Here is a 20880-nt window from a genome sequence, read left to right as displayed (position 1 = left end):
TATTTTCAAGCTGCGTAGCAGTAAGTAAAACGCAAAGCGTTGTTATTTACTGTTTGGCACTTTAATAACGAAGTAGTCTGTTACAGCACTTCTCTCTTGATGATGCTTTTTATATTGAACAAAGGGTTGTTCCGGCTGTCCGGCACAACCCTTTGCTTTTAATCAGTCAATAAAAGCGGGTATTTTCATAATCGCAGATGTTAGGTAGTGTAAATTTATGAAAATAAAGTAAATATTTATTTTAAACAATTATCTATGAAGTTCGCGTATAATCAAATCAAATAATAAACAACGGTAGTAATTATTTGATTTGATTATATAATATAATATAGAAACAATAATCAAAAATATCAGTTTATGCAAAACAGTGTTATTTATTTGTTAGGTATTTAAGCGCGTTGTCTTTATTTGTAAAATGTTGTGTAATAATAAACATACAGGATGCAGGTATAAGTGCAACTGTTACCAGCTATGCATATGGCAAACGCAATAATATTTTATGGGAGTAAAACACATGGATTATTCAGTAAATCTTAATAAGTTATTGGACATTGACGGTGCTCTTGCAGCTGCTATCGTTGACTACGAAACAGGGATGATTATTGTAGGAGAAACGCACACGAATCACATTGATCTGGAGTATGCCGCTGCCGGTGCGGCAACGATAGTGAACGCCCAAGTAGCTACGCTTAACAGGTTAAAAATTGATGAGGAGGTGGAAGATATTTTGGTAACTTTGGGAAATCAATACCACCTCACTCGTATTCACCTTCATGGTAACAAAACACCCAACTCCGACTCTTTTGAATCATTGTTCTTTTATGTTGTGGTGGATAGGCATAAAGGGAATTTGGCATTGGCAAGACGAACTTTGTATGATTTGGGTCGATAAATTATATTTCATATTAAAAACAGATACTTGAAAATAAGTCGTTCATCAATGCAGTGGGCAAATCAAAACATGAATAGAGTATTTTTTGCGAATATATTGCCCAGCTGATTGATGTGTTTGTGTATTAAACAGATAGAAAAAGCAGAACTAAAAAATGAGTAAAAATATTGATACAGCGGCAATAATTGCCGGTCATGAAGCATGGATTCAAGAATTAAAAGAACCAAAGTCCAGTAAGAGACAAGAAAATCCTGAACGATACAAACCTGAAAAGGCGAGTGCGGATAATCTTTGCCCTTTGGGTGTTTTTTTGTATGGAGAAGGCAAACAATACGAAGCATCGCCTGAATATGCCGCTTTGCTTAAAGCACACGCCGAATTTCATCTGTGTGTGGGTAAAATTTTGTCTTATCAAGAAGTGGCGAGATTTTTAGATGCTACAGAGGCATTGAGAGAAGAAATGCCGATATTAAGTCAGCGGGTAAAAGAAAATGTGCTGGCATTTGCTGCTGCATAGTGCAATTAGCCGTTTTAAGCATATTTGATTTTACAGGCACGCTTTCAACACCATCAGAACTTTCTTTGTTTTTGATGGTGTTGAATAATATAATGGAACAGCTCAATACACTGTATTTTTTTCAATAACTTAAACCGATTGGTATTTTTTAGTAAGGTGATTCACGATGTGATTCACATAATCAGTAAATCTCAAATATAGTTATGCTATTATTTTTTTTCAGAGAGAAAAACCAGGTACTATTCAATCAAATTCACGGCTAATTTCTTGTGAACGTGCCACACACGCGCGTACACCTTCGCGAATGGTGCTGTTTATATTGCCGCGTTCAAAAACGGCAATGGCTTCAAAAGTGGTGCCGCCTTTTGAAGTAACATTCTGTTGTAATTGATGAAAATCTTCGCGGGAAACTTCCGCCAATGCAACTGCTCCCTTAAAAGTTGCCAAACTCAATCGTTGTGCTGTCTCCGCATCAAACCCCTGCTCTTCGGCGGCTTGCTGCAAAGCAGCTAAAAAATAAAACACATAAGCCGGACCGCTGCCGCTGATGCCGGTAATGCGATGCAAATCATTTTCTTCAGGCAGCCACACGACTTCACCGCTGCTGCGCATGATATTTTCTGCCCGCTGCTTATCTGCATCACTGATGTGTTCTGCGGCATACATGCCTGCCACCCCAAGACCAACTTGTGCCGGTGTGTTGGGCATAATGCGGATAATGCGTGTAGCACCATTTAAATAGCGGCTCAGTGTGGCAACAGTCAGCCCTGCTGCCACGCTCAACACCAAAGCACCCTGCGTATTGACTTCTTGCAAAGTAGCCTGCATGTCTTTGGGTTTTACTGCCAACACCAACACGTCATCTGCACTGATTTCAGGCAGCCTGTCCGTGGTTTTGACTGCGTATTTTTCTGCCAATGCTTGCTGTTTTTCCAAATTGCGTTCAACCACACAAATATCATCACTGCCTTTGCTGCGCATACCGGCAATAATCGCCGTTGCCATGTTGCCGCCACCGAGAAAATAAATCATCACTTTGTTTCCTTGTTATTTGCCGTTGCTCGGCTGCCAAAAATCGCACTGCCCACACGAACATGCGTTGCACCGCATGCAATGGCGGTATCCATATCGGCACTCATGCCCATAGACAAGACATCAACCTTCAATCCGGCTGCCTGAAGGCTGCGCAATAATTCGCTCATGCGTAAAAATTGTTGGTTTAATTCTGTTTGATTGCTGCCTGCTTTCGCCACGCACATCAATCCGCGCAAGGTTAATTTCGGCAGTGCTTCAATGGCTTGTGCCAGTGCCAACAATTCGGCTTCATCAGGTGCAATACCGTGTTTGTTGTCTTCGCCGCCGATATTGATTTCGATGCACACTTGTAAAGGCGGTAAATTATCGGGGCGCTGTTCATTGAGTCGCTGTGCAATTTTTGGGCGATCAATGGTGTGTACCCACTGCGCTCGCTCGGCTACCACACGGCTTTTATTGGATTGTATCTGCCCGATGATGTGCCAGACAATCGGCAAATCTGCCAATGCTTCACTTTTGGCAGCAAATTCTTGTATGTAATTCTCACCAAAATCACGCTGCCCATCGGCTGCCAGAATACGAATATCCTCGTCCGGAAAAGTTTTACTCACGGCAATCAACTGCACCGGCTGCTGTGCCGCTGCACTCTGCCGCTGTGCTTCAATTTCTGCCAATACAGCTCGGCGGTTGGCAATAAGACAATGATTGGATTGGATTGTCATTTCGGAACACACTCACAGCAAACAAGCTGTCTGAAAACGGGATAAAAACTTAAAAAAATCATCTTGAAACCGTTTCCCCAAAAATTTTTCCAAAAAATGATGCGCTTCGATCAGTAAATTCACGCGCCGCGCTCGCACAAAATCATTGAACCCACACCTTCATCGGTAAAAATTTCCAACAGCAAAGCATGTGGTACACGTCCGTCGATAATGTGCGTGGCTTTGACACCGCCCAGTGCGGCATCCAGTGCCGAACTGATTTTCGGTAACATACCGCCGTGCAGTGTTCCGTCTGCAATCAATTCATCAATTCGTGTCGGTGTCAGGTTGGTCAGCAATTGACCGTCTTTGTCCAAAACACCGGCGGTGTTGGTCATCATAATCAGTTTTTCGGCATTTAAGGCTTCTGCCAATTTACCCGCCACCACATCGGCATTGATGTTAAACGCTTCCCCTTGCCGTCCAACACCGATTGGTGCAACCACGGGAATATAACCTTGCTTCACCATACCTTGTATCAATGAAGTATCAATACTTTCTACCTGCCCCACTTGTCCGATGTCCACGCCATTGCGTTCGGGCGTATTGATGAACATTTTCTTGGCTCTGATAAAATGGCTGTCGCGGCCGGTAATACCAACGGCTTTGCCACCGTGTTGGTTCAGCAATGAGGTAATTTCTTTATTAACATGCCCACCCAGCACCATTTCCACAATATCCATGGTCTCGCCGTCGGTAACACGCATGCCTTGCACAAACACCCCCTCTTTGCCGACTTTTTGCAGCAATTGATTGATTTGCGGTCCGCCACCGTGCACTACTACCGGATGCATGCCCACCAGCTTCAGCAGCACCACATCTTTGGCAAATCCCTCTTTTAATTCAGGTTCAATCATGGCATTGCCGCCGTATTTAATCACTACGGTACAGCCGGAAAATTGCCGAATATACGGCAAGGCTTCTGCCAAAACAGCGGCTTTGGTTTTCGCATCACTGCTGTTGAGTATTTTGTGTTGCTCCGTCATTTTTTATCTCAATCCGTATTTCATGCTTTCAGGCAACCTGAAACGCTAATTCTCGGGCATCTAAATAAAAAAACGGTTGTTTCGGCAACCGCTTTTTCTATCTCGTCAAACCGCCGATGTGGCAATAAAACCACACAAGCAACTGAAATTATTTATTCAGGAAGCCTTTGAGTAAGCTGGCACCCAGTGAAGTCAAATCAGCACCTTGCGCTTGTGAAGCATCGCCATTGGGGGTTAATTGATCAACAATCATCGGCAAAAACTGAGAAATCAGGTTAGCCGCTTGTCCACCGTCAACGCCCACTTTGCTTGCTACTTGGTTAATTAAATCGCTGCCGAACGCATTGCTGATTTGTTCGCCGCTCACTGTTTGATTACTGCCGGTGGAAACCCAAGATTGTAAAATATCGCCCAAACCGGAAGATTGCAACTTACTGAATACCTGACCCACGCCGCCCATTTGATTCACCAGCTGCATTACCAGCTGCAAGGCTTGACCTTGCTGATTATTACCGCCGACAGCGCCCATAACCGAGCCCAATACAGAGTCCAATAAACCCATTGTGATTTCCTTTAAAAAAGATTAAAACTGCTTGTTAATGGCAAAAACTGCCATACATCGGTGTTTATTTTACTGCTTTTTATGCACAAAGCACAATGAAACACTGCACGAATACATTGCGTTTCTGCAATAAGCCTTATATATTGGAAAATATTTTGGAAAAATAAATACACTTACTTTGTTATCCAAACAGCACAGCAAAAAAATTGTAAAGAAAATCTATGGCAAAAAACCTACTCATTGTTGAATCACCCTCCAAAGCCAAAACGCTGAAGAAATATTTGGGCAGTGATTTTGAAATTTTGGCATCTTACGGACATGTGCGTGATTTAATTCCTAAAAGCGGCGCAGTGGATACTGATAACGATTTCAACATGAAATACCAGCTGGTTGCCCGCAACAGCAAGCATGTTGATGCGATTGTGTCTGCTGCCAAAGTCGCCGATAACCTCTATCTGGCAACTGACCCTGACCGCGAAGGTGAGGCAATTTCATGGCACTTGCAGGAAATTTTAAAATCCAAGCGCGGCTTGAAAGATTTAAAACCCCAGCGCGTGGTATTCCATGAAGTCACCAAAAAAGCAGTACTGGACGCAGTAGCGCATCCGCGTGAATTATCACAAACATTGGTGGACGCACAACAAGCACGCCGTGCTTTGGATTATTTGGTCGGCTTTAATCTCTCTCCTCTGCTGTGGAAGAAAATTCGGCGCGGGCTTTCCGCCGGACGAGTGCAAAGTCCTGCATTGCGCCTGATTTGTGAACGTGAGAACGAAATTCGCGCTTTCCAAGAGCAAGAATACTGGACTGTGCATTTAGACAGCCATAAATCCCGCACTCAATTCAGTGCCAAACTCACGCATTGGCAAGGGCAAAAGTTAGAACAATTCGACTTGCCCAACGAGGCGGCGCAAGCAGAAAAAATTGCCGCCCTTACCGGACAAGAAGCGCAAGTCGCCAAAGTTGAGAAGAAAAAACGTAGCCGCAATCCTGCCGCACCGTTTACCACTTCAACCTTGCAGCAAGATGCCGTACGCAAATTGGGTATGACTACTGACCGCACCATGCGCACTGCTCAGCAACTCTATGAAGGCGTGGACGTGGGGCAAGGCGCGGTGGGTTTGATTACCTATATGCGTACCGATTCACTCACCTTGTCTGCCGATGCTGTTGCCGAAATTCGCCATTATATTGAAAATAAAATCGGCACAGATTTCCTGCCCGGCAGTGCGAAACTTTACAAAACCAAATCCAAAAATGCCCAAGAGGCACACGAAGCAATCCGCCCGACTTCGGTGTACCGCACGCCGGAATCGGTTAAACCGTTTTTAAATGCCGACCAATTTAAGCTATACCAAATGATTTGGCAGCGCACCGTTGCTTGCCAAATGACGCCTGCCCGTTTCGATACCACCACCATTGACATCGTTGTGGGTAAAGGCATTTTCCGCGCCAACGGACAAGTGCAAACCTTTGCCGGTTTTTTAAGCGTGTATGAAGAAAGCGTGGACGAAGACGCAGAAGATGAAAACAGCAAAAAATTGCCGGAGTTAAAAGAAGGTGAAATGCTGCCGATAGATAAATTATATGGTGAACAGCATTTTACCCAAGCTCCGCCGCGTTACTCGGAAGCCGGCTTGGTTAAAGCCTTGGAAGAATACGGCATTGGCCGTCCGTCCACTTATGCCAGCATCATCTCCACGCTGAAAGACCGCGAATACGTAACCCTTGATCAAAAACGATTTTTGCCCACAGACACCGGTGAAGTGGTCAATAAATTTCTCACTGAGCATTTTGCTCAATATGTGGATTACCACTTTACTGCCAAGCTGGAAGATCAATTAGACGATATTGCCAATGGCAAGCGGCAATGGATACCGGTGATGCAGCAATTTTGGAAAGGCTTTAACAAAGAAGTCAAAGCCAAAGAGGATATTCCGCGCGCTGAATTAACCGCTGAAAGTTTAGACGAAGTTTGCCCCAAATGTGGGCAGCACCAATTGCAAATCAAATTCGGCAAGCGCGGCCGCTTCATTGCCTGCTCGGGCTATCCCGAGTGCGACTACACGCGAAATCTCAATGAAACGGCTGAAGATGCCGCCAAAGAAGCCGAAGAACCCACCATTGTTGAAGGGCGGGAATGCCCCGATTGCGGCGGGCAGTTGGTGTATAAACGCGGACGCTACGGTAAATTTATCGGTTGCGCCAATTATCCCAAATGCAAACACATTGAGCCTTTGGAAAAACCCAAAGACACCGGTGTGCTCTGTCCAAAATGCGGCAAAGGGCATTTAATTGAACGGAAAAGCCGCTACGGCAAGCTGTTTTACAGTTGCAACACTTACCCAAAATGTGATTATGCCACTTGGAATCCGCCCATCAATGAACCCTGCCCGCAATGCAGTTGGCCTATTCTTACCATCAAAACCACAAAACGGCGCGGCACAGAGAAAGTTTGCCCGCAAAAAGAGTGCGGCTGGGCTGAACAGATAGAAGCACCGACAAAAGCAGAATAATTGCACCTCAGGCTGCCTGAAAACAGATTTTGCACCTTATTTTCATTATGCTAAAAAGCAAAACATACCGCATCATTTTATGGCTTTCAGGCAGCCTGTCCTTATTGCTTGGCATTATCGGCATTGTTGTGCCGTTACTGCCCACTACGCCGTTTATACTGCTCACCGCAGCTTGCTGGGCAAAAGCATCACCGCGCTTTCACCAATGGCTGTGCCAACACGCCCTATTCGGTAGCATTATCACGCAATGGGAAGAACGCCGCGCCATACCGCGCCGGGCAAAGTATGTATCGGCAGCAGCCATGTCAATCAGCATACCTGTGTTGTGGATAAGATTGCCTCAATACCCTTGGATAATCTTAATTGCCGTATTGATTTGTGCTGTCGGATTGAGGTGGCTGTGGCGGCTGCCTGAAAGTTAAAATCCAATACCGCGTTGTCATGGCAACACACAGCAACTTTTCCCGCAATAATCACAAATGATTATATCTCGCCGCTATTTTCTGCCGTTCTCAATATTCCTTTATTTTTAATTCAACATGTTCAGTAATCAATCTTTATTGCGGGTTATTTATGCTAAAAAATACAATTCATTTATATCAAATTAAATTTATCCTTGTTTTTTGTAAATTTTAATGGCATGATTTTACTCACTGACATTATTAATAGTTCAAGTTTTGAAGTTTATTTTCACAGAAAGGAAATTGAGATGAGTGGAACACTAAAACACGCTCATGGGCAATGGCGATCACGCATTGGCTTTTTGCTGGCGGCAACGGGATCGGCTATTGGTTTGGGTAATATTTGGAAATTTCCTTACATGACCGGCACCAACGGCGGTTCTGCCTTTGTGCTAACCTATTTATTGTGCATCGCCTTAGTGGGCTTCCCGCTCTTGGTTGCCGAATGGTTAATCGGTAGACGCGGGCAAAAAAATCCGATGCTGGCAATAGAAGATGTTGCCAAACAAAATAACCAAACCAAAGCATGGGGCATTGTCGGCCTGGTTGCCATTATTGCGGGCTTTTTGGTGCTGTCGTTTTACAGTGTGATTGGCGGCTGGGCAATTGACTATATTTTCATCACTTTAAAAGGAACGTTCAGCGGTATGAGTGGTGATGATACCGATAAAGTATTCACGGATTTCTTGGCAAATCCTAAATCATTATTGCTGTGGCACACGGTGTTTATGGCACTGACCATCGGCATTATCGCCATGGGCGTGAGCAGCGGCATTGAGCGTGCATCTAAAATCATGATGCCGGGTTTGGCGATTATTCTGCTGATAATGCTGGTATATGTGATATTCAGTACCGATACTTTCGGTAAAGGTGTATCGTTTTTATTTGCCCCTGATTGGAGTAAAATCAACGGTCAATCGGTTTTGGCTGCGCTGGGACACGCTTTTTTCACTTTGTCATTAGGTATGGGCATTATGTTTTCTTATGGCTCTTATTTGGGCAAAGAAATCAATTTGCTGAAAACCGCACGTTCTGTGATTATTTTGGATACTATTTTCGCGCTGGCTGCCGGTTTGGTAATTTTCCCGCTGGTGTTTGCCAATAATTTAAAACTGGATTCAGGACCGGGACTGCTTTTTGTAACTTTACCCATTGCTTTCGGCAACATGTCCGGCGGCATAATTATTGGTGCATTGTTCTTTATTTTGGTTACTTTCGCCGCGCTCACGTCTGCCATTTCTTTGCTGGAACCCACCGTGGAATTTTTGGAAGAAAAAACGCCGCTAAACCGCCAAGTTGCAGCAGTCGTGGGCGGTGTTGCCGTTTGGCTGTTGGGGATTGCTTGTTTGTTGTCGTTTAACGAATGGGACAAGTTTCTGATTTTTGGCAACAATATCTTTAGTTTTTTAGATAAAATCACCAGCAAATTCATGATGCCTTTAGGCGGTTTGGCAACCCTGATTTTCTTGGGCTGGTTTGTGAAACAGCAAGGGGTATTGAGTGAATTGAATTTAAGCGACACTGCAGCACAAATTTGGAGCATCGTTCTGCGCTTTGTTGCGCCGATTGGTATCATTGTTATTTTTATTGCCAGTTTGTTGAGTTGAACTAAATCTTATCTTGTTTTTAAAAATAAACAAAAAGCCAAATTCGTTTGGCTTTTTGTTGTTTCTATGGATCAAAACAACATAGAAAAAAGCATTATTTTAATCGCTGGAATAATGCTTTTAGGGTATTTCGGAAATATACCAAATAAAGAAAATATTTAATTTTATAAGGAAAAATTTTAAGAACCTTTATCTAAATGATAAATTCGGCTGATGGCATGAACCAATTCAGGAGATTTTTGACTGTCTTTATTTAAAACTCGGGTGGGTGCGTGCATCAATTTGTTGGTCAATTGATATGACAATCGTTCCAGCACCATTTCAGGTGGTTCACCTCGGGCAAGACGTTTTTTGGCATTGGCTAATACTTGCTGCCGCTCTTGCTCTGCTTCTTCGCGCAAAGCGCAAATAAGCGGAACAGATTGGCGAGCTTGCTGCCATTCCATAAATTCATTAACTCTATTGCCGATAATCTGCTCTGCCTCAGTGGCCGCTTTGGCTCGTGCTTCTTTCCCGCTTTCAACGATATTCATCATATCGTCCACGGTATAAAGGTAGGCATCGTCTAAGTTACCTACTTCGGCCTCAATATCACGTGGCACCGCCAAATCAAGCAAAAACATCGGCATACCGCGCCGCTGCTTTAATGCACTTTCCACCAACCCTTTGCCCACAATCGGCAATGGACTGGCAGTGGAAGACACCACCACATCATGCTGGTGTAATAACTCAGGCAGCGCAGTCAGCAACGCCGCTCTTGCCGGAACACTTAAACCGGAACACAATTGCTCCGCCCTTGCTAGTGTACGATTTAACACGGTTATTTGCTGCGGGCTTTTGGCAGCAAAATAAGTTGCCACCAATTCAATCATCTCACCCGCGCCGATAAACAATACTTTTAATTTACTAATATCAGGAAAAATCTGTTCTGCCATTTTGACTGAAGCTGCCGCCATAGAAACAGAATTCTCACCCACTGAAGTATGTGTACGTACTTCTTTGGCAATAGAAAAAGTTTTTTGAAATAAGGCATTTAATTCACCGTGCAGCGCGTTTTGCTCTTGCGCCACACGAACAGCATCTTTCAATTGCCCCAAAATCTGTGGCTCTCCCAAAACCATAGAATCTAAACCACAAGCCACACGAAAAGCATGGCGCACCGCATCATTGCTGTGTAATCGGTATAAATAGGGTGCAATTTCGGCTTCATCAATTTGGTGGTAGGCAGCAAGCCAGCGCACCACATCGCTGTCATCACCGATACAATACAACTCAGTACGATTACATGTGGAGAGAATAACGGCTTCCGAAACTGTTTTGTTACCGGTTAATTCACGCACAGCTTCAGGCAGCACAGCAGCGGGAAACGCCAATTTTTCACGAATTGTGAGCGGTGCGGTTTGATGGTTAAGACCAATGGTAGTGAGTGCTTGCATTATTTTTTGTTTTATTTTTAAAATTTAATTTTGGCGCATTTAAAAAATCTCAAGGCTTTAATATTTGAGATACTGGTTCCGCACTCTTTGGAGAAACCAAAATATGATAATCTGTTTCACCTTTGGCATCAGGCAACATTCTAATCGGATAAGCCTTTTTTTTCCCGCAACCATAAACCGTCCATATTTCATTGACTTCCAAAACACGCCCTTGCGCATCTACTTTGGTTCCTTTGTTTTCTGTAACAATATCCATTATCCGGCTGCAATTTTCTGTCCACCGATAAATCTGCTTTAATTCGCGGCTAACATCATTTTTCAGCACAGAATCCGCCGCCGTTTCACCTGTTACGGATACAGAGCTGCAAGAAGCCAAAAGGCAAATCAACCCTGCTGTAATAATATGCCGGTTCATTTTCAAACACCTGCTGCCAAGGAAAGAGAAGCACTCATTATACAGCAAGCCATATCCGAAAAACCCCGGTAATGCCTCTATGATGATGTCTCTATGGCGACAGCCGTTCTTTAATCCATTGTTGTTTATCCAGCCGATATTGAATACGGTCATGCAAACGGCTGGGACGGCCTTGCCAAAATTCCAACAACTCCGGCAACACTATATAACCGCCCCAATGAGGCGGGCGCGGTACATTAAGCGGATGTTTAACACCGATTAAGGTTGCCTTTGCCAATAATTCTTGCTTGCTGCCAATCACCTCACTTTGATGACTTGCCCATGCACCAATACGGCTGCTGTAGGGACGTGTAGCAAAATATAAATCGGAATCTGTTTCAGACAGCCTGTTCACTTTCCCTTCAATACGCACTTGCCGCTCTAATTCCGGCCAAAAAAACGTCAATGCGGCAAATGGATTTGCTGCCAAAGCCCTGCCCTTGCGGCTATGATAATTACTAAAGAAAACAAAACCACAGTCATTAATTTCTTTGAGCAAAACCATCCTGGCATTCGGCTGCCCTTGCTCATTCACCGTTGCCACATTCATGGCGGTGGGTTCATTTACCTGAGCACGCATGGCTTCATTCAGCCAGCTTCTGAATTGTACCAGTGGATCATCACTGCAATCAGCCACCGACAAAGATTGCTTGCTGTAGTCTTGCCTGATATTGTGCAAATCTATGGTTTCCATATTTTCGATTTATCTCGCTTTCACATAAAAACGCACCGCCCAAGCAGGAATTCCCGCTTTTGACAGTGCGTTTTTTCAGCCAATCTGAATTCTGATTGTTTTTGATACAGGATTACTCAGTAGCAGCAATCACCGCTACAGTAACTTCTGCCACTGCATCAGTATGCAGAGCAACTTCAATGAGATATTCGCCAACTGCTTTTAAAGGACCATTGGGCAAACGTACATTGGCTTTGGCAACATCAACGCCGGCCGCTTTAATGGCTTCAGCAATATCATTATTGGTTACAGAACCAAACAAACGACCATCAACACCGGCTTTCTGTGCCACTGTAATGGTTTGACCATTCAATTTTTCCTGACGCACTTGTGCATCTGCCAAAATTTTGGCTTGCTGGGCTTCATATTCAGCGCGGCGTTCTTCAAAAGCAGCCAAGTTAGCCGAAGTAGCACGCTGAGCTTTCTTTTGCGGAATTAAGAAATTGCGGGCATAACCGTTTTTCACAGTAACCAAATCACCCAGATTGCCCAAACCGCCAACTTTTTCTAACAAAATAATTTGCATGATTTTTTCCTTAATTATTTATGTTGATCGGTGTAGGGCAACAATGCCAAAAAGCGGGCACGTTTCACCGCAACCGATAATTGACGTTGGTAATGTGATTTGGTGCCAGTAATGCGAGCGGGGATAATTTTACCGTTTTCAGAAATAAAATCTTTTAATAAATCAACAGATTTATAATCAACTTGTTTGATGCCTTCTACCGTAAAACGGCAGAATTTTCTGCGTTTAAATGATTGACGAGCCATGTCGTTTTAACCTTTATTTTCGTGAATAGATTGAATGTGCAATACCGACCGAGTATGGCGCAATCCTTTTTGAGCAAGAAATCCACTGATTTCAACACAATCGCCCACTTGATATTGCCAATTTAACGCCATTTCACCCAGTGCTTTGGCTTCTATTTCCATTTTTGCCAAATACCGCTCCCCCAATTCTGCCTGCCAAGATTCGTGGCTGAGCCACATATGCAACACCGGCAAACCAGCAGGTGTGTAGCGAATGGTTTCCAAACTTTTGATTTGGGCACTTAAGCGAAGCCGGTTATCCAAAATTTTTACTTTCGCTTATGCTTGTTCAGCAACGGCTTCAGCTGTTTTTTCAGAGGCATTGCCGCTCAACAAACTTTTGGATTTCTCTTCTTTCATCATCGGAGAAGCCTCAGTAACCGCTTCATTCATTTTCACGGTTAAGTGGCGCAATACTGCATCATTGAAACGGAATGCGGTTTCGATTTCATCAATCACTTTGGGTTCACATTCCACATTCATCAACACATAATGTGCTTTATGAATTTTGTTAATGGGATATGCCAATTGGCGGCGACCCCAATCTTCCAAGCGGTGAATTTTACCGCCGGACTCTGTAACTGTTTCTTTGTAGCGTTCCACCATCGCACCGACTTGCTCGCTTTGATCAGGGTGAACGATGAACACGATTTCATAATGACGCATGTGTACTCCTTGTGGCTAATAAATCCTTTTACCATGCGAAGTAAAAGGCAAGGTTGATAGAACCGAGTATTTTAATGAAAAACATAAAAAAACACAAGAAAAACAAATATACAAAAATGGCGGGAATTCAATACCCACCATTTTCGCTATTTTCAGGCAGTAATTTTGTTTAAATTTTATTGCAAAGCAATCACAACAAAATAATCAACCGCAAATATCCACAATGCTTTTAGCGGCTCGGCGGGCATCCAACAAAATTAAACCCAGTTTGGCGTTTTCATTGGCTGTTACTGCCAACACGTTGCCGATTCCTGCTTGAATCAGCAACACATACCCTTTCTCACCCTCTACAATCACTTGTTTCAAGTTGCCTCGCTGTAATTCACGCGAAATACGGCTACTCAATGCCAACAATGCTGCCGACATCGCACCAACACGATCCGGATCAACACCGCTTTGCAACAAAGCGGCTACAGGCAAACCGTCAGTAGAAATCACTGCCGATGCAACAATCTCACCGGACGAGCTGTTTAAATCACTCAAAACAGAGATTAATAATTGTTTTTCTTGCATTTTTAATTCTTCCCAGCAAATTCAAATTAATTGTGTTTTCAGCATCATTGACGGATGTCATCACCTACCAAAACGTATAAGGATCGAACCAAAGTAACGAATGCTTCCCCATTCAGCAAAGGCATACCCGAGGTTGCTAAAATATTTTTAACATCACCTACATAAAAAGGGAAAAAAGTTAGCTCACTTTGCCCTGTCGGATCGCAAATACCCATTGCGGTGTTATAAATATTCAGATTATTTCTGATAAGCAAACTGTGTCTCTCCATCAAGCGAACAGTTTCACTGGCTAAATTCGCCACTTCTTCTGCGGTTTCGTGGTTAAACCCTGCATTAGCAAAATAAAATCCATCTTTATCCACCAACAACGCTCGGTTATTATCGGAAAGCTGCCCGAGAATACCATCAAACTCATCTGCTGTTACCTTCACCAATCGGGAACTGGCTTGACGCTCTCCATATAAGAACTCCAGCCGCTGTAAACGATACAACAAACTCAATGCTGTATTGATGTCGTCTGTTTCAGCCCATTGTTTGAGTTTATCTTCCGTCAAAACCTCGCTCACATCGGCTTGCAATATGCTGGCCAGCAACATGCGGCTTGCACTGCGCCCCGTATTGGATACCGCATAATATGCCCCCGCCGGTGTTACCTTAGGGTATAGGTTATGCTGTAATAATAGTGTAGATTCCATGGAATACTATTATCCTCTCAAACCGGGATCAATAGAATACAACATAGCGGTTACTAATTGCTTCACATCATCTTCGCTGCGAGCATCAACTTCAAAAACAGGCACATTCAAACCATGCTGCGCCAAATACTGCTGATAAGATTCGATTCCGGGCTGGCTGCTCAAATCCATCTTGGTAATGCCAATGACAATTGGTGCATCGTGTATCAAATCACTGAATGAAGTCAAGAAGAATTGTAAGTCTTTAAAAGGGTTGGCACGAGTATTATCCAGCAACAAAATCAAACCCATGCTGCCTTTACTCAAAATACCCCACATAAAATCAAAGCGTTCTTGCCCCGGCGTACCGTAAAGATGAACTTTATGATTTTCATCTAAGCGAATCACGCCGTAATCCATAGCAACAGTAGTATAACCTTTACGAACTTGTGTCATATCTGAAGCACTGGCATCGGTTTGAACAGGTGGATCATCTGATAATGCTGCAATAGCTGTCGTTTTGCCAACACCAACCGGTCCGGTAAAAATAATTTTGTTTTCTATCATGATGTAAGTTAATCCTTATTTACTTTCTGCGCAATCTGCCCATTAACCGCTGCAACATTCCACTGTGTTCATCTGCCGCATCTTCTGTGTGCTGCCGCTCTCTGGACATGGTTACTTCGCCATTATCTGTTTGTTTGTTTGGTTCATTGGTAACCGGCTGCTGTATTTGCAAAAATCCTGTCGCATAAGTGGCAGCCACGTAGTTTAATATATCAGCCATATCAACGGGCAATAATTTATATAAAGTAGCCAGCGCAACCGGGGTTTTTACTAAAAACGCCGATAAGCGCATGGATTCGGGCAAATATGCCAGCCGAGTCATATTCGGCCATGCTTTCAGTTTCATTATTGTATCAGGACGTATCGGAGACATTAAACGCCCGTTGGCTGTCCAAACAGCCAACTGCCATATACAAGACTGTAATGTTATCTTAGCCTTGTCTCGTAACTGTTCACTGCCTTCAGGAATCGGGCGAGTCTGAAAAACCAAACCTGCTTGCATACTGAATTCGCGCAACTCTTCTCCACTGACAGCAACAAACACCCGCTGGATACTCGGAAACACAATTAAAAGCGGCTTATTATCCAAAGTAATCGCCGTATCCTGAGTTTGCTGAGCCAATCCTTGCAGCGCACCCAATAAAGTACCATCACAAGAGAAACGATGAATACTGACTCGCTGCGTTTCCTGTCCACCGCTTGCTGTTTTCTGTGATTGAGCATGACTCAATGGTGCAGTATTGCCGCTGCCGCTCTTGCTGCTGTCCTGTCCATTGCTGACATTCGCCTTATCGCTGTCAGCCAACCAGATACCGTTGCCATTTCGCAAGTTACGCAAACTGGTAAACAAGGTATCAAATTTCAGCGGCTTGGCTAAGTAGGGTGCGGTTATCTCGGGCGGTTTGCGCGCAAAAAAAACAATAACAGATGATTCATAACGCTGCTTAGCAGACAACCACTCTTTTTGACCATCTTGTCCGTCGCCATCAACCAAAACCAAATCCGGTACACCTTGACCATCTTCAATAATCGTATAATGATCAGTAGCACGCATCTTAAATGCCATATGCAACATGGCACTTTGCCGCGCATCCACGTTCAATAATAACACACGAACACCTTGAGAAATATTAGCTTCCATTCTTATCCCACTTTTCGATTCATGCGTTGCAATAATTGACTCATAGCCAACGTTACCTCCTGCGGCGGTGTTTTAATTTGTTCACGGATAACCTGTAGGGTGTTTTGCAGACGATCCCAATCTTCCGAGCGTTCATATAAACCAAATAAAGTAATGTAAAGCTGCGATTCCATGGGATATTTGACAATTGCGTTTTCCAGCGCATCCATGGCGTAATCCAGTTGACCATAATTTAACAGAGTTTCCGCTTCGCTCAATATTTTCTCGGCAGGTGTACCGCTTGTCTGTCCGTCACCATTACCGGCACTTCCCACCAACGGCAACCACCTTGCTTTCATAGCACTGCTGTTAACAGGTAAATAACCGAACGACATACCAATTTCTCTTAGCTGAGTTTCGTTGGGATTACTTTGCAGCGCATCAAAAACAGGATGCAAACCCAAGCCGGAACCCCATTGCAGCATAGAACTTTTAATTCTACTGCCATACACACCCAAAGTATAATAAAGCCGCCACAGATGTTGTGCAAATTCACTGACATCACGATTTTGATGATCTGCAGTCAATGCGTCAATCAATAAATCAGCGGGTTTTTCTGCGTGAGCAATGGCTTTATTCAAGCACCGCACCGCCACATCATAAGGCATTTGCCCTTTTAATAACCGCCAACTGCGTTCTGAATCAGCAAAATTCAGCAGAGCTTCTTTTTCTTCATCACGAATACGGAAAGAATCAACATTGCCCGTTACCAAGTCCAAATGCTCTTGAGAGCTAAAGTGTTCTTGAGCAGATTCTTCACGAGAAGCAGGCATTTCTGTTTTTGTTTTACTGATAACCTCAGCGGCGATTTCGTTATTTTTTTCCGGAGAGACGCCAACCTCTTTTTCTGCTTCCAGCACCCCCCAGCCCAGCAATTCTTCCGCCAATACACGCAAAGGCAAATTATTGCCATCCAGCTGCAAACCTTGCCGAATTAAATTTTCCTGCTCTTCATGAGATAAAGAATCACGATATGAATCAATTACTTCACACAAGCTATCAGCATCTTTCGCTTCCAGCCATAAACCCGCCAATTCCAACACCAAAGCATTGCGAACGCCTTGTTTCAGTGTATTTTCTTTCAGGTAGCCGCCTAATGATTCTGCTGCTTTTTGGAAATAACCAAACTGCTTATAGACCTTATATTCCGTTAAACGATCCACTTCCTCTACGGCAACCGAAGTTGCAGCAACAGGTGCTGCTTGCCAATCCCAGTCATCTTCTTCTGAAGAAGCAACCGATCCTCGCTTCACATCAACGGCAGCAGACTCTTTCTTTGCTCCCGCTTTTAATTCAGCTTCTTTATTTTTACCGGCAGATTTATCGATTTTTTTAGTGGCAATCCTCTCCCTTGATACAGCTTTTTTTCCCTTACCTGATGCCTGTATCTTTTTCTTCCCATCAGGTTCAATTTTCTCCTGCTTTTGACGCTTATTCAATACAACCAGCACCACAAGCAACAACAGCAAAGGAATCAAGACATAAATACTCATTCTCGCCCGCCTTTCTCTTTTGCTTTTAACATTATGACTGCCATAATTGCCGCCAAAACCATGAAAGTGGAAAATATACCCCAGCACTGCAACATAAAGCAAATAAAAAACGCACCGTCTTACCTCACTTCCGGCAACATACCATTGGGTAGCAGCTGCCACACATAACCCGTATATTTCATCTTACCCGCCAATTCACCTGCCGCATCACCGTAGCCCCAAAAATAATCCACACGCACTGCTCCCTGAATGGCACTGCCGGTATCTTGCGCCAACAACAGGCGGTTCAACCCAAAGCCGCTTTGCGGGTGAGTTGTTGCTAAAAAAATAGGTGCGCCCAAATAAATATACCGCTTATCCACCGCTGCCGAATAACCTTCCGTCAGCGGCACACCCAAAGCACCGGCAGGACCCTCATTGACTTGCGGCTGGGCTGCCTGAAAAAAAACATAACTGGGATTTTGCGCCAAAATTTCCGACAAACGCTCCGGATGACTATTTATCCAATCACGTATGCCCTGCATACTGGTGGCAGACAAAGGCAGATAACCCATGTTCGCCATATATTTACCAATCGAAACATAAAGATGGCCATTCTTATCGGCATACGCCAATCGAAGATATTGTCCTTGAGGCGTTTTCAATTGACCGGAGCCTTGCACCTGCAAAAAAAACAACTCAATCGGATTATCGGCATATGCCAATATCGGTGCTTTATTCGACAGTACCCCCGCATTGATTTGTGCACGCGTGTAATACGGTACAAAAGCATTTCCTTCAATCCGCCCTTTAATCACATCGCTTTTACCGGTAAGCACAAACTGCGCCAAATTAGCAATGTATTCGCCGTTTTCGGCAATTTCACCTTGATTAGCAGTAATCAGACGTATATGAACCTTATTTTTGGCATGACGCAAAAAGGCAGGTAATGCCACTGTAACCAGATCATTCGGTGCGCCGTAAATCGGGTATTTCGCCTTTGCTGTCGCCTCAATATCTCCCGTTAATACCGGTTCGTAATACCCTGTTACCAAACCGGATACTTTCCCGTTCTGACTCACTTCCCAAGGCGTAAAATAATACTCAAAAAAATGCTTTGCCGCTTGTTGCCGCTGCGGCACGGCGTATGCCGCATTACAAACCGATTGCCACTGAATCTGTGTTTGCAATTTCAGGCAGCTTTTCTTAAACGCATTCAAACTCTCAACAAAATTTTGCTGATGCCATTGCGGCAATTCATCAAAACCCACCGTGCGGTAGCCAACCCCACCCACACCGGGATAATACACTTGATGCAAAGGCAAAGGTGCAGTAAAACCCGCCGCCGGTTTCGGTTCAACTGTCTGCGGCACAATTGTCGGCGTTTTGGCACACGCCAGTATCGCCAATACCAAAGCACCCGTTAAAATTCGCCTGAATCCACCCACGTTCATGTTCAAATCAGTTTGTCTTCCATTTATTTAATCAAATGCAAACGAGCGGCTTCCGCTCGCAGCCACGCTGCCTTATCTGTTTGTTCCCAAGTAAATTCAGGCTCTTCCCGCCCAAAATGACCATATGCTGCCGTTTTGCGGTAAATCGGACGCTGCAAATTCAGCATTTGAATAATGCCTTTGGGGCGCAAGTCAAAATGACGATTAACCAATTCAATTAAATCAGCCTCTTCAATCTTTCCTGTTCCAAAAGTATCGATGGCAATTGATGTTGGTTTGGCAATGCCGATGGCGTAAGAGATTTGAATTTGGCATTGACTCGCCAAGCCGGCGGCAACAATATTTTTAGCCACATAACGGCACGCATAAGCAGCGGAACGATCCACCTTTGTAGGATCTTTCCCTGAAAACGCACCGCCGCCGTGCGGCGCAGCACCGCCGTAACTATCAACAATAATCTTGCGTCCGGTTAATCCGCAGTCGCCTTGCGGACCGCCAATCACAAAACGCCCTGTTGGGTTGATTAAATATTTGGTATCCGCCGTCAGCATACTGCTTGGTAGCACCGGTTTAATAATGTGTTCAATCACCGCCGCCGTTAAGGTTTCATGAGTGATGTGCGGCTCGTGCTGCGTAGAGAGTACTACCGTATCAATGCGTTTCACCTTACCGCTGTCCGCATCATAAACACAAGTCAATTGCGCCTTAGCATCAGGACGCAGCCACGGCAGCGTACCATTTTTGCGCACCTCGCTTTGGCGTTGCATTAAGCGGTGGGCGTAATAAATCGCAAACGGCATCAGTGTCGGCGTTTCATCACAGGCATAGCCAAACATTAAACCTTGGTCGCCCGCGCCCATGTCCAAATCCAAACCTTCTCCCTCATTCACGCCTTGCGCAATATCAGAAGATTGCTCGTCATAGCACACCATCACCGCACAGCCATCGGCATCAAAACCCATTTCTGAAGACGTATAACCAATCTGTTTAATGGTTTCTCGGGCTACCTGAATGTAGTTCACGTGCGCCCGCGTGGTAATTTCTCCCGCCAGTACACACAAGCCTGTATTCACTAAGGTTTCTGCCGCCACACGTCCCAGCGGATCTTGCTCAAGAACGGCGTCTAAAATCGCATCGGAGATTTGATCGGCAACCTTATCGGGGTGTCCTTCAGACACTGATTCAGACGTAAATAAATATTCACTCATAATGTGACTAATGCTTTCCGAAATAATTGATTTTTATAAAAATAATGACATATTGATTTTTGTGCCAAACATCAGCAACATCTAAATCCCACAAACCTGCACTGCAGGAAATGAAATCAACTAAACTTTTCAGGCAGCCAATTCAACCCGCTGCATAAATACAACAATACCGAACAAAACAAGCCAATTATTTTTAACTGGCTTAAAACATGCAGTCAAAAGGCCAATAATTCGTACAGGCAATCCACATTGTTAAATTTAGTAAAGCAAAGAGCGGCTGGTCGACAATCCATTCAACCATAAAAACAGCACATCA

The 20880-nt window shown here is 44.1% G+C and carries 23 protein-coding genes; 5 read left to right on the top strand and 18 right to left on the bottom strand.

All coding sequences use genetic code 11. The features are described 5' to 3' along the window. The first annotated feature begins 514 nt into the window (after positions 1 to 514). Together Q384_RS04345 and Q384_RS04340 are read left to right on the top strand one after the other, a co-directional pair. Complete coding sequence (locus Q384_RS04345) at positions 515 to 892, top strand: hypothetical protein (protein ID WP_037586200.1); 378 nt, start codon at positions 515 to 517, stop codon at positions 890 to 892. 154 nt (positions 893 to 1046) lie between these two features. Continuing rightward, the gene (locus Q384_RS04340; protein ID WP_051940449.1) at positions 1047 to 1409 is read left to right on the top strand and encodes a CZB domain-containing protein; all 363 of its coding nucleotides are present in this window, start codon (positions 1047 to 1049) and stop codon (positions 1407 to 1409) included. A gap of 243 nt (positions 1410 to 1652) precedes the next feature. Here the strand turns inward: Q384_RS04340 and proC are convergent, their stop codons facing one another. The 4 genes from proC to Q384_RS04320 form a co-directional block, all read right to left on the bottom strand. After that, entirely contained in the window at positions 1653 to 2444 is a 792-nt protein-coding gene (gene proC / locus Q384_RS04335; protein WP_037586183.1) for a pyrroline-5-carboxylate reductase, read from the bottom strand. Beyond that, positions 2441 to 3166 (bottom strand): YggS family pyridoxal phosphate-dependent enzyme, encoded by a 726-nt coding sequence (locus tag Q384_RS04330; protein ID WP_037586182.1) that lies wholly within the window; start codon positions 3164 to 3166, stop codon positions 2441 to 2443. Before Q384_RS04330 ends, proC begins: the two co-directional genes overlap by 4 nt. Before the next feature lie 119 nt (positions 3167 to 3285). Continuing rightward, a complete protein-coding gene (gene argB / locus Q384_RS04325; RefSeq protein WP_037586181.1) occupies positions 3286 to 4191 on the bottom strand; it encodes an acetylglutamate kinase in 906 nt (301 codons plus the stop codon). A 148-nt stretch (positions 4192 to 4339) separates the two neighbouring features. After that, a complete protein-coding gene (locus Q384_RS04320) occupies positions 4340 to 4753 on the bottom strand; it encodes a YidB family protein (protein WP_037586180.1) in 414 nt (137 codons plus the stop codon). A 221-nt stretch (positions 4754 to 4974) separates the two neighbouring features. Between Q384_RS04320 and topA the strand changes: the two genes are divergently transcribed. From topA to Q384_RS04305, 3 genes are all read left to right on the top strand, one after another. Continuing rightward, entirely contained in the window at positions 4975 to 7269 is a 2295-nt protein-coding gene (topA, locus tag Q384_RS04315; protein WP_037586178.1) for a type I DNA topoisomerase, read from the top strand. Between the two features lie 47 nt (positions 7270 to 7316). Beyond that, positions 7317 to 7691, top strand: coding sequence for a YbaN family protein (locus Q384_RS04310; protein WP_037586176.1), 375 nt, complete (start codon positions 7317 to 7319; stop codon positions 7689 to 7691). Between the two features lie 287 nt (positions 7692 to 7978). Continuing rightward, positions 7979 to 9337 carry a sodium-dependent transporter gene (locus Q384_RS04305; protein ID WP_037586175.1) on the top strand — a complete coding sequence of 453 codons (1359 nt, stop codon included), beginning with the start codon at positions 7979 to 7981 and terminating at the stop codon, positions 9335 to 9337. A gap of 179 nt (positions 9338 to 9516) precedes the next feature. Here the strand turns inward: Q384_RS04305 and hemA are convergent, their stop codons facing one another. The 14 genes from hemA to metK form a co-directional block, all read right to left on the bottom strand. Continuing rightward, positions 9517 to 10773: a glutamyl-tRNA reductase gene (gene hemA / locus Q384_RS04300; protein WP_037586174.1), complete on the bottom strand. Its 1257-nt coding sequence runs from the start codon at positions 10771 to 10773 to the stop codon at positions 9517 to 9519. 49 nt (positions 10774 to 10822) lie between these two features. Beyond that, the gene (locus tag Q384_RS04295) at positions 10823 to 11341 is read right to left on the bottom strand and encodes a hypothetical protein (protein WP_156956445.1); all 519 of its coding nucleotides are present in this window, start codon (positions 11339 to 11341) and stop codon (positions 10823 to 10825) included. Beyond that, complete coding sequence (pdxH, locus tag Q384_RS04290; protein ID WP_037586198.1) at positions 11280 to 11912, bottom strand: pyridoxamine 5'-phosphate oxidase; 633 nt, start codon at positions 11910 to 11912, stop codon at positions 11280 to 11282. Before pdxH ends, Q384_RS04295 begins: the two co-directional genes overlap by 62 nt. 121 nt (positions 11913 to 12033) lie before the next feature. Then, entirely contained in the window at positions 12034 to 12486 is a 453-nt protein-coding gene (gene rplI, locus Q384_RS04285) for a 50S ribosomal protein L9 (RefSeq protein ID WP_037586171.1), read from the bottom strand. Between the two features lie 14 nt (positions 12487 to 12500). Continuing rightward, the gene (gene rpsR / locus Q384_RS04280; protein WP_037586170.1) at positions 12501 to 12731 is read right to left on the bottom strand and encodes a 30S ribosomal protein S18; all 231 of its coding nucleotides are present in this window, start codon (positions 12729 to 12731) and stop codon (positions 12501 to 12503) included. A gap of 6 nt (positions 12732 to 12737) precedes the next feature. Continuing rightward, a complete protein-coding gene (priB, locus tag Q384_RS04275) occupies positions 12738 to 13034 on the bottom strand; it encodes a primosomal replication protein N (RefSeq protein WP_037586169.1) in 297 nt (98 codons plus the stop codon). Between the two features lie 15 nt (positions 13035 to 13049). Further along, a complete protein-coding gene (rpsF, locus tag Q384_RS04270; RefSeq protein ID WP_037586168.1) occupies positions 13050 to 13436 on the bottom strand; it encodes a 30S ribosomal protein S6 in 387 nt (128 codons plus the stop codon). A 204-nt stretch (positions 13437 to 13640) separates the two neighbouring features. Further along, positions 13641 to 14009 (bottom strand): roadblock/LC7 domain-containing protein, encoded by a 369-nt coding sequence (locus Q384_RS04265; RefSeq protein WP_037586167.1) that lies wholly within the window; start codon positions 14007 to 14009, stop codon positions 13641 to 13643. 44 nt (positions 14010 to 14053) lie between these two features. After that, entirely contained in the window at positions 14054 to 14704 is a 651-nt protein-coding gene (locus Q384_RS04260) for a hypothetical protein (protein WP_037586166.1), read from the bottom strand. A gap of 9 nt (positions 14705 to 14713) precedes the next feature. After that, entirely contained in the window at positions 14714 to 15250 is a 537-nt protein-coding gene (locus Q384_RS04255; protein WP_037586164.1) for a GTP-binding protein, read from the bottom strand. 19 nt (positions 15251 to 15269) lie between these two features. After that, the gene (locus tag Q384_RS04250; RefSeq protein WP_037586163.1) at positions 15270 to 16391 is read right to left on the bottom strand and encodes a hypothetical protein; all 1122 of its coding nucleotides are present in this window, start codon (positions 16389 to 16391) and stop codon (positions 15270 to 15272) included. Between the two features lie 2 nt (positions 16392 to 16393). Then, positions 16394 to 17923: a hypothetical protein gene (locus Q384_RS04245; RefSeq protein WP_037586162.1), complete on the bottom strand. Its 1530-nt coding sequence runs from the start codon at positions 17921 to 17923 to the stop codon at positions 16394 to 16396. Positions 17924 to 18042: 119 nt separating this feature from the next. After that, the gene (mltA, locus tag Q384_RS04240) at positions 18043 to 19356 is read right to left on the bottom strand and encodes a murein transglycosylase A (RefSeq protein ID WP_037586161.1); all 1314 of its coding nucleotides are present in this window, start codon (positions 19354 to 19356) and stop codon (positions 18043 to 18045) included. A gap of 23 nt (positions 19357 to 19379) precedes the next feature. Next, positions 19380 to 20564, bottom strand: coding sequence for a methionine adenosyltransferase (gene metK, locus Q384_RS04235; protein ID WP_037586160.1), 1185 nt, complete (start codon positions 20562 to 20564; stop codon positions 19380 to 19382). Positions 20565 to 20880 lie beyond the last annotated feature (316 nt).

The organism is Stenoxybacter acetivorans DSM 19021, assembly GCF_000745895.1.
GTDB lineage: Bacteria > Pseudomonadota > Gammaproteobacteria > Burkholderiales > Neisseriaceae > Stenoxybacter > Stenoxybacter acetivorans.
Note: the sequence above shows the minus strand (reverse complement) of the source record. Positions and strands in the feature narration are given on the sequence as shown.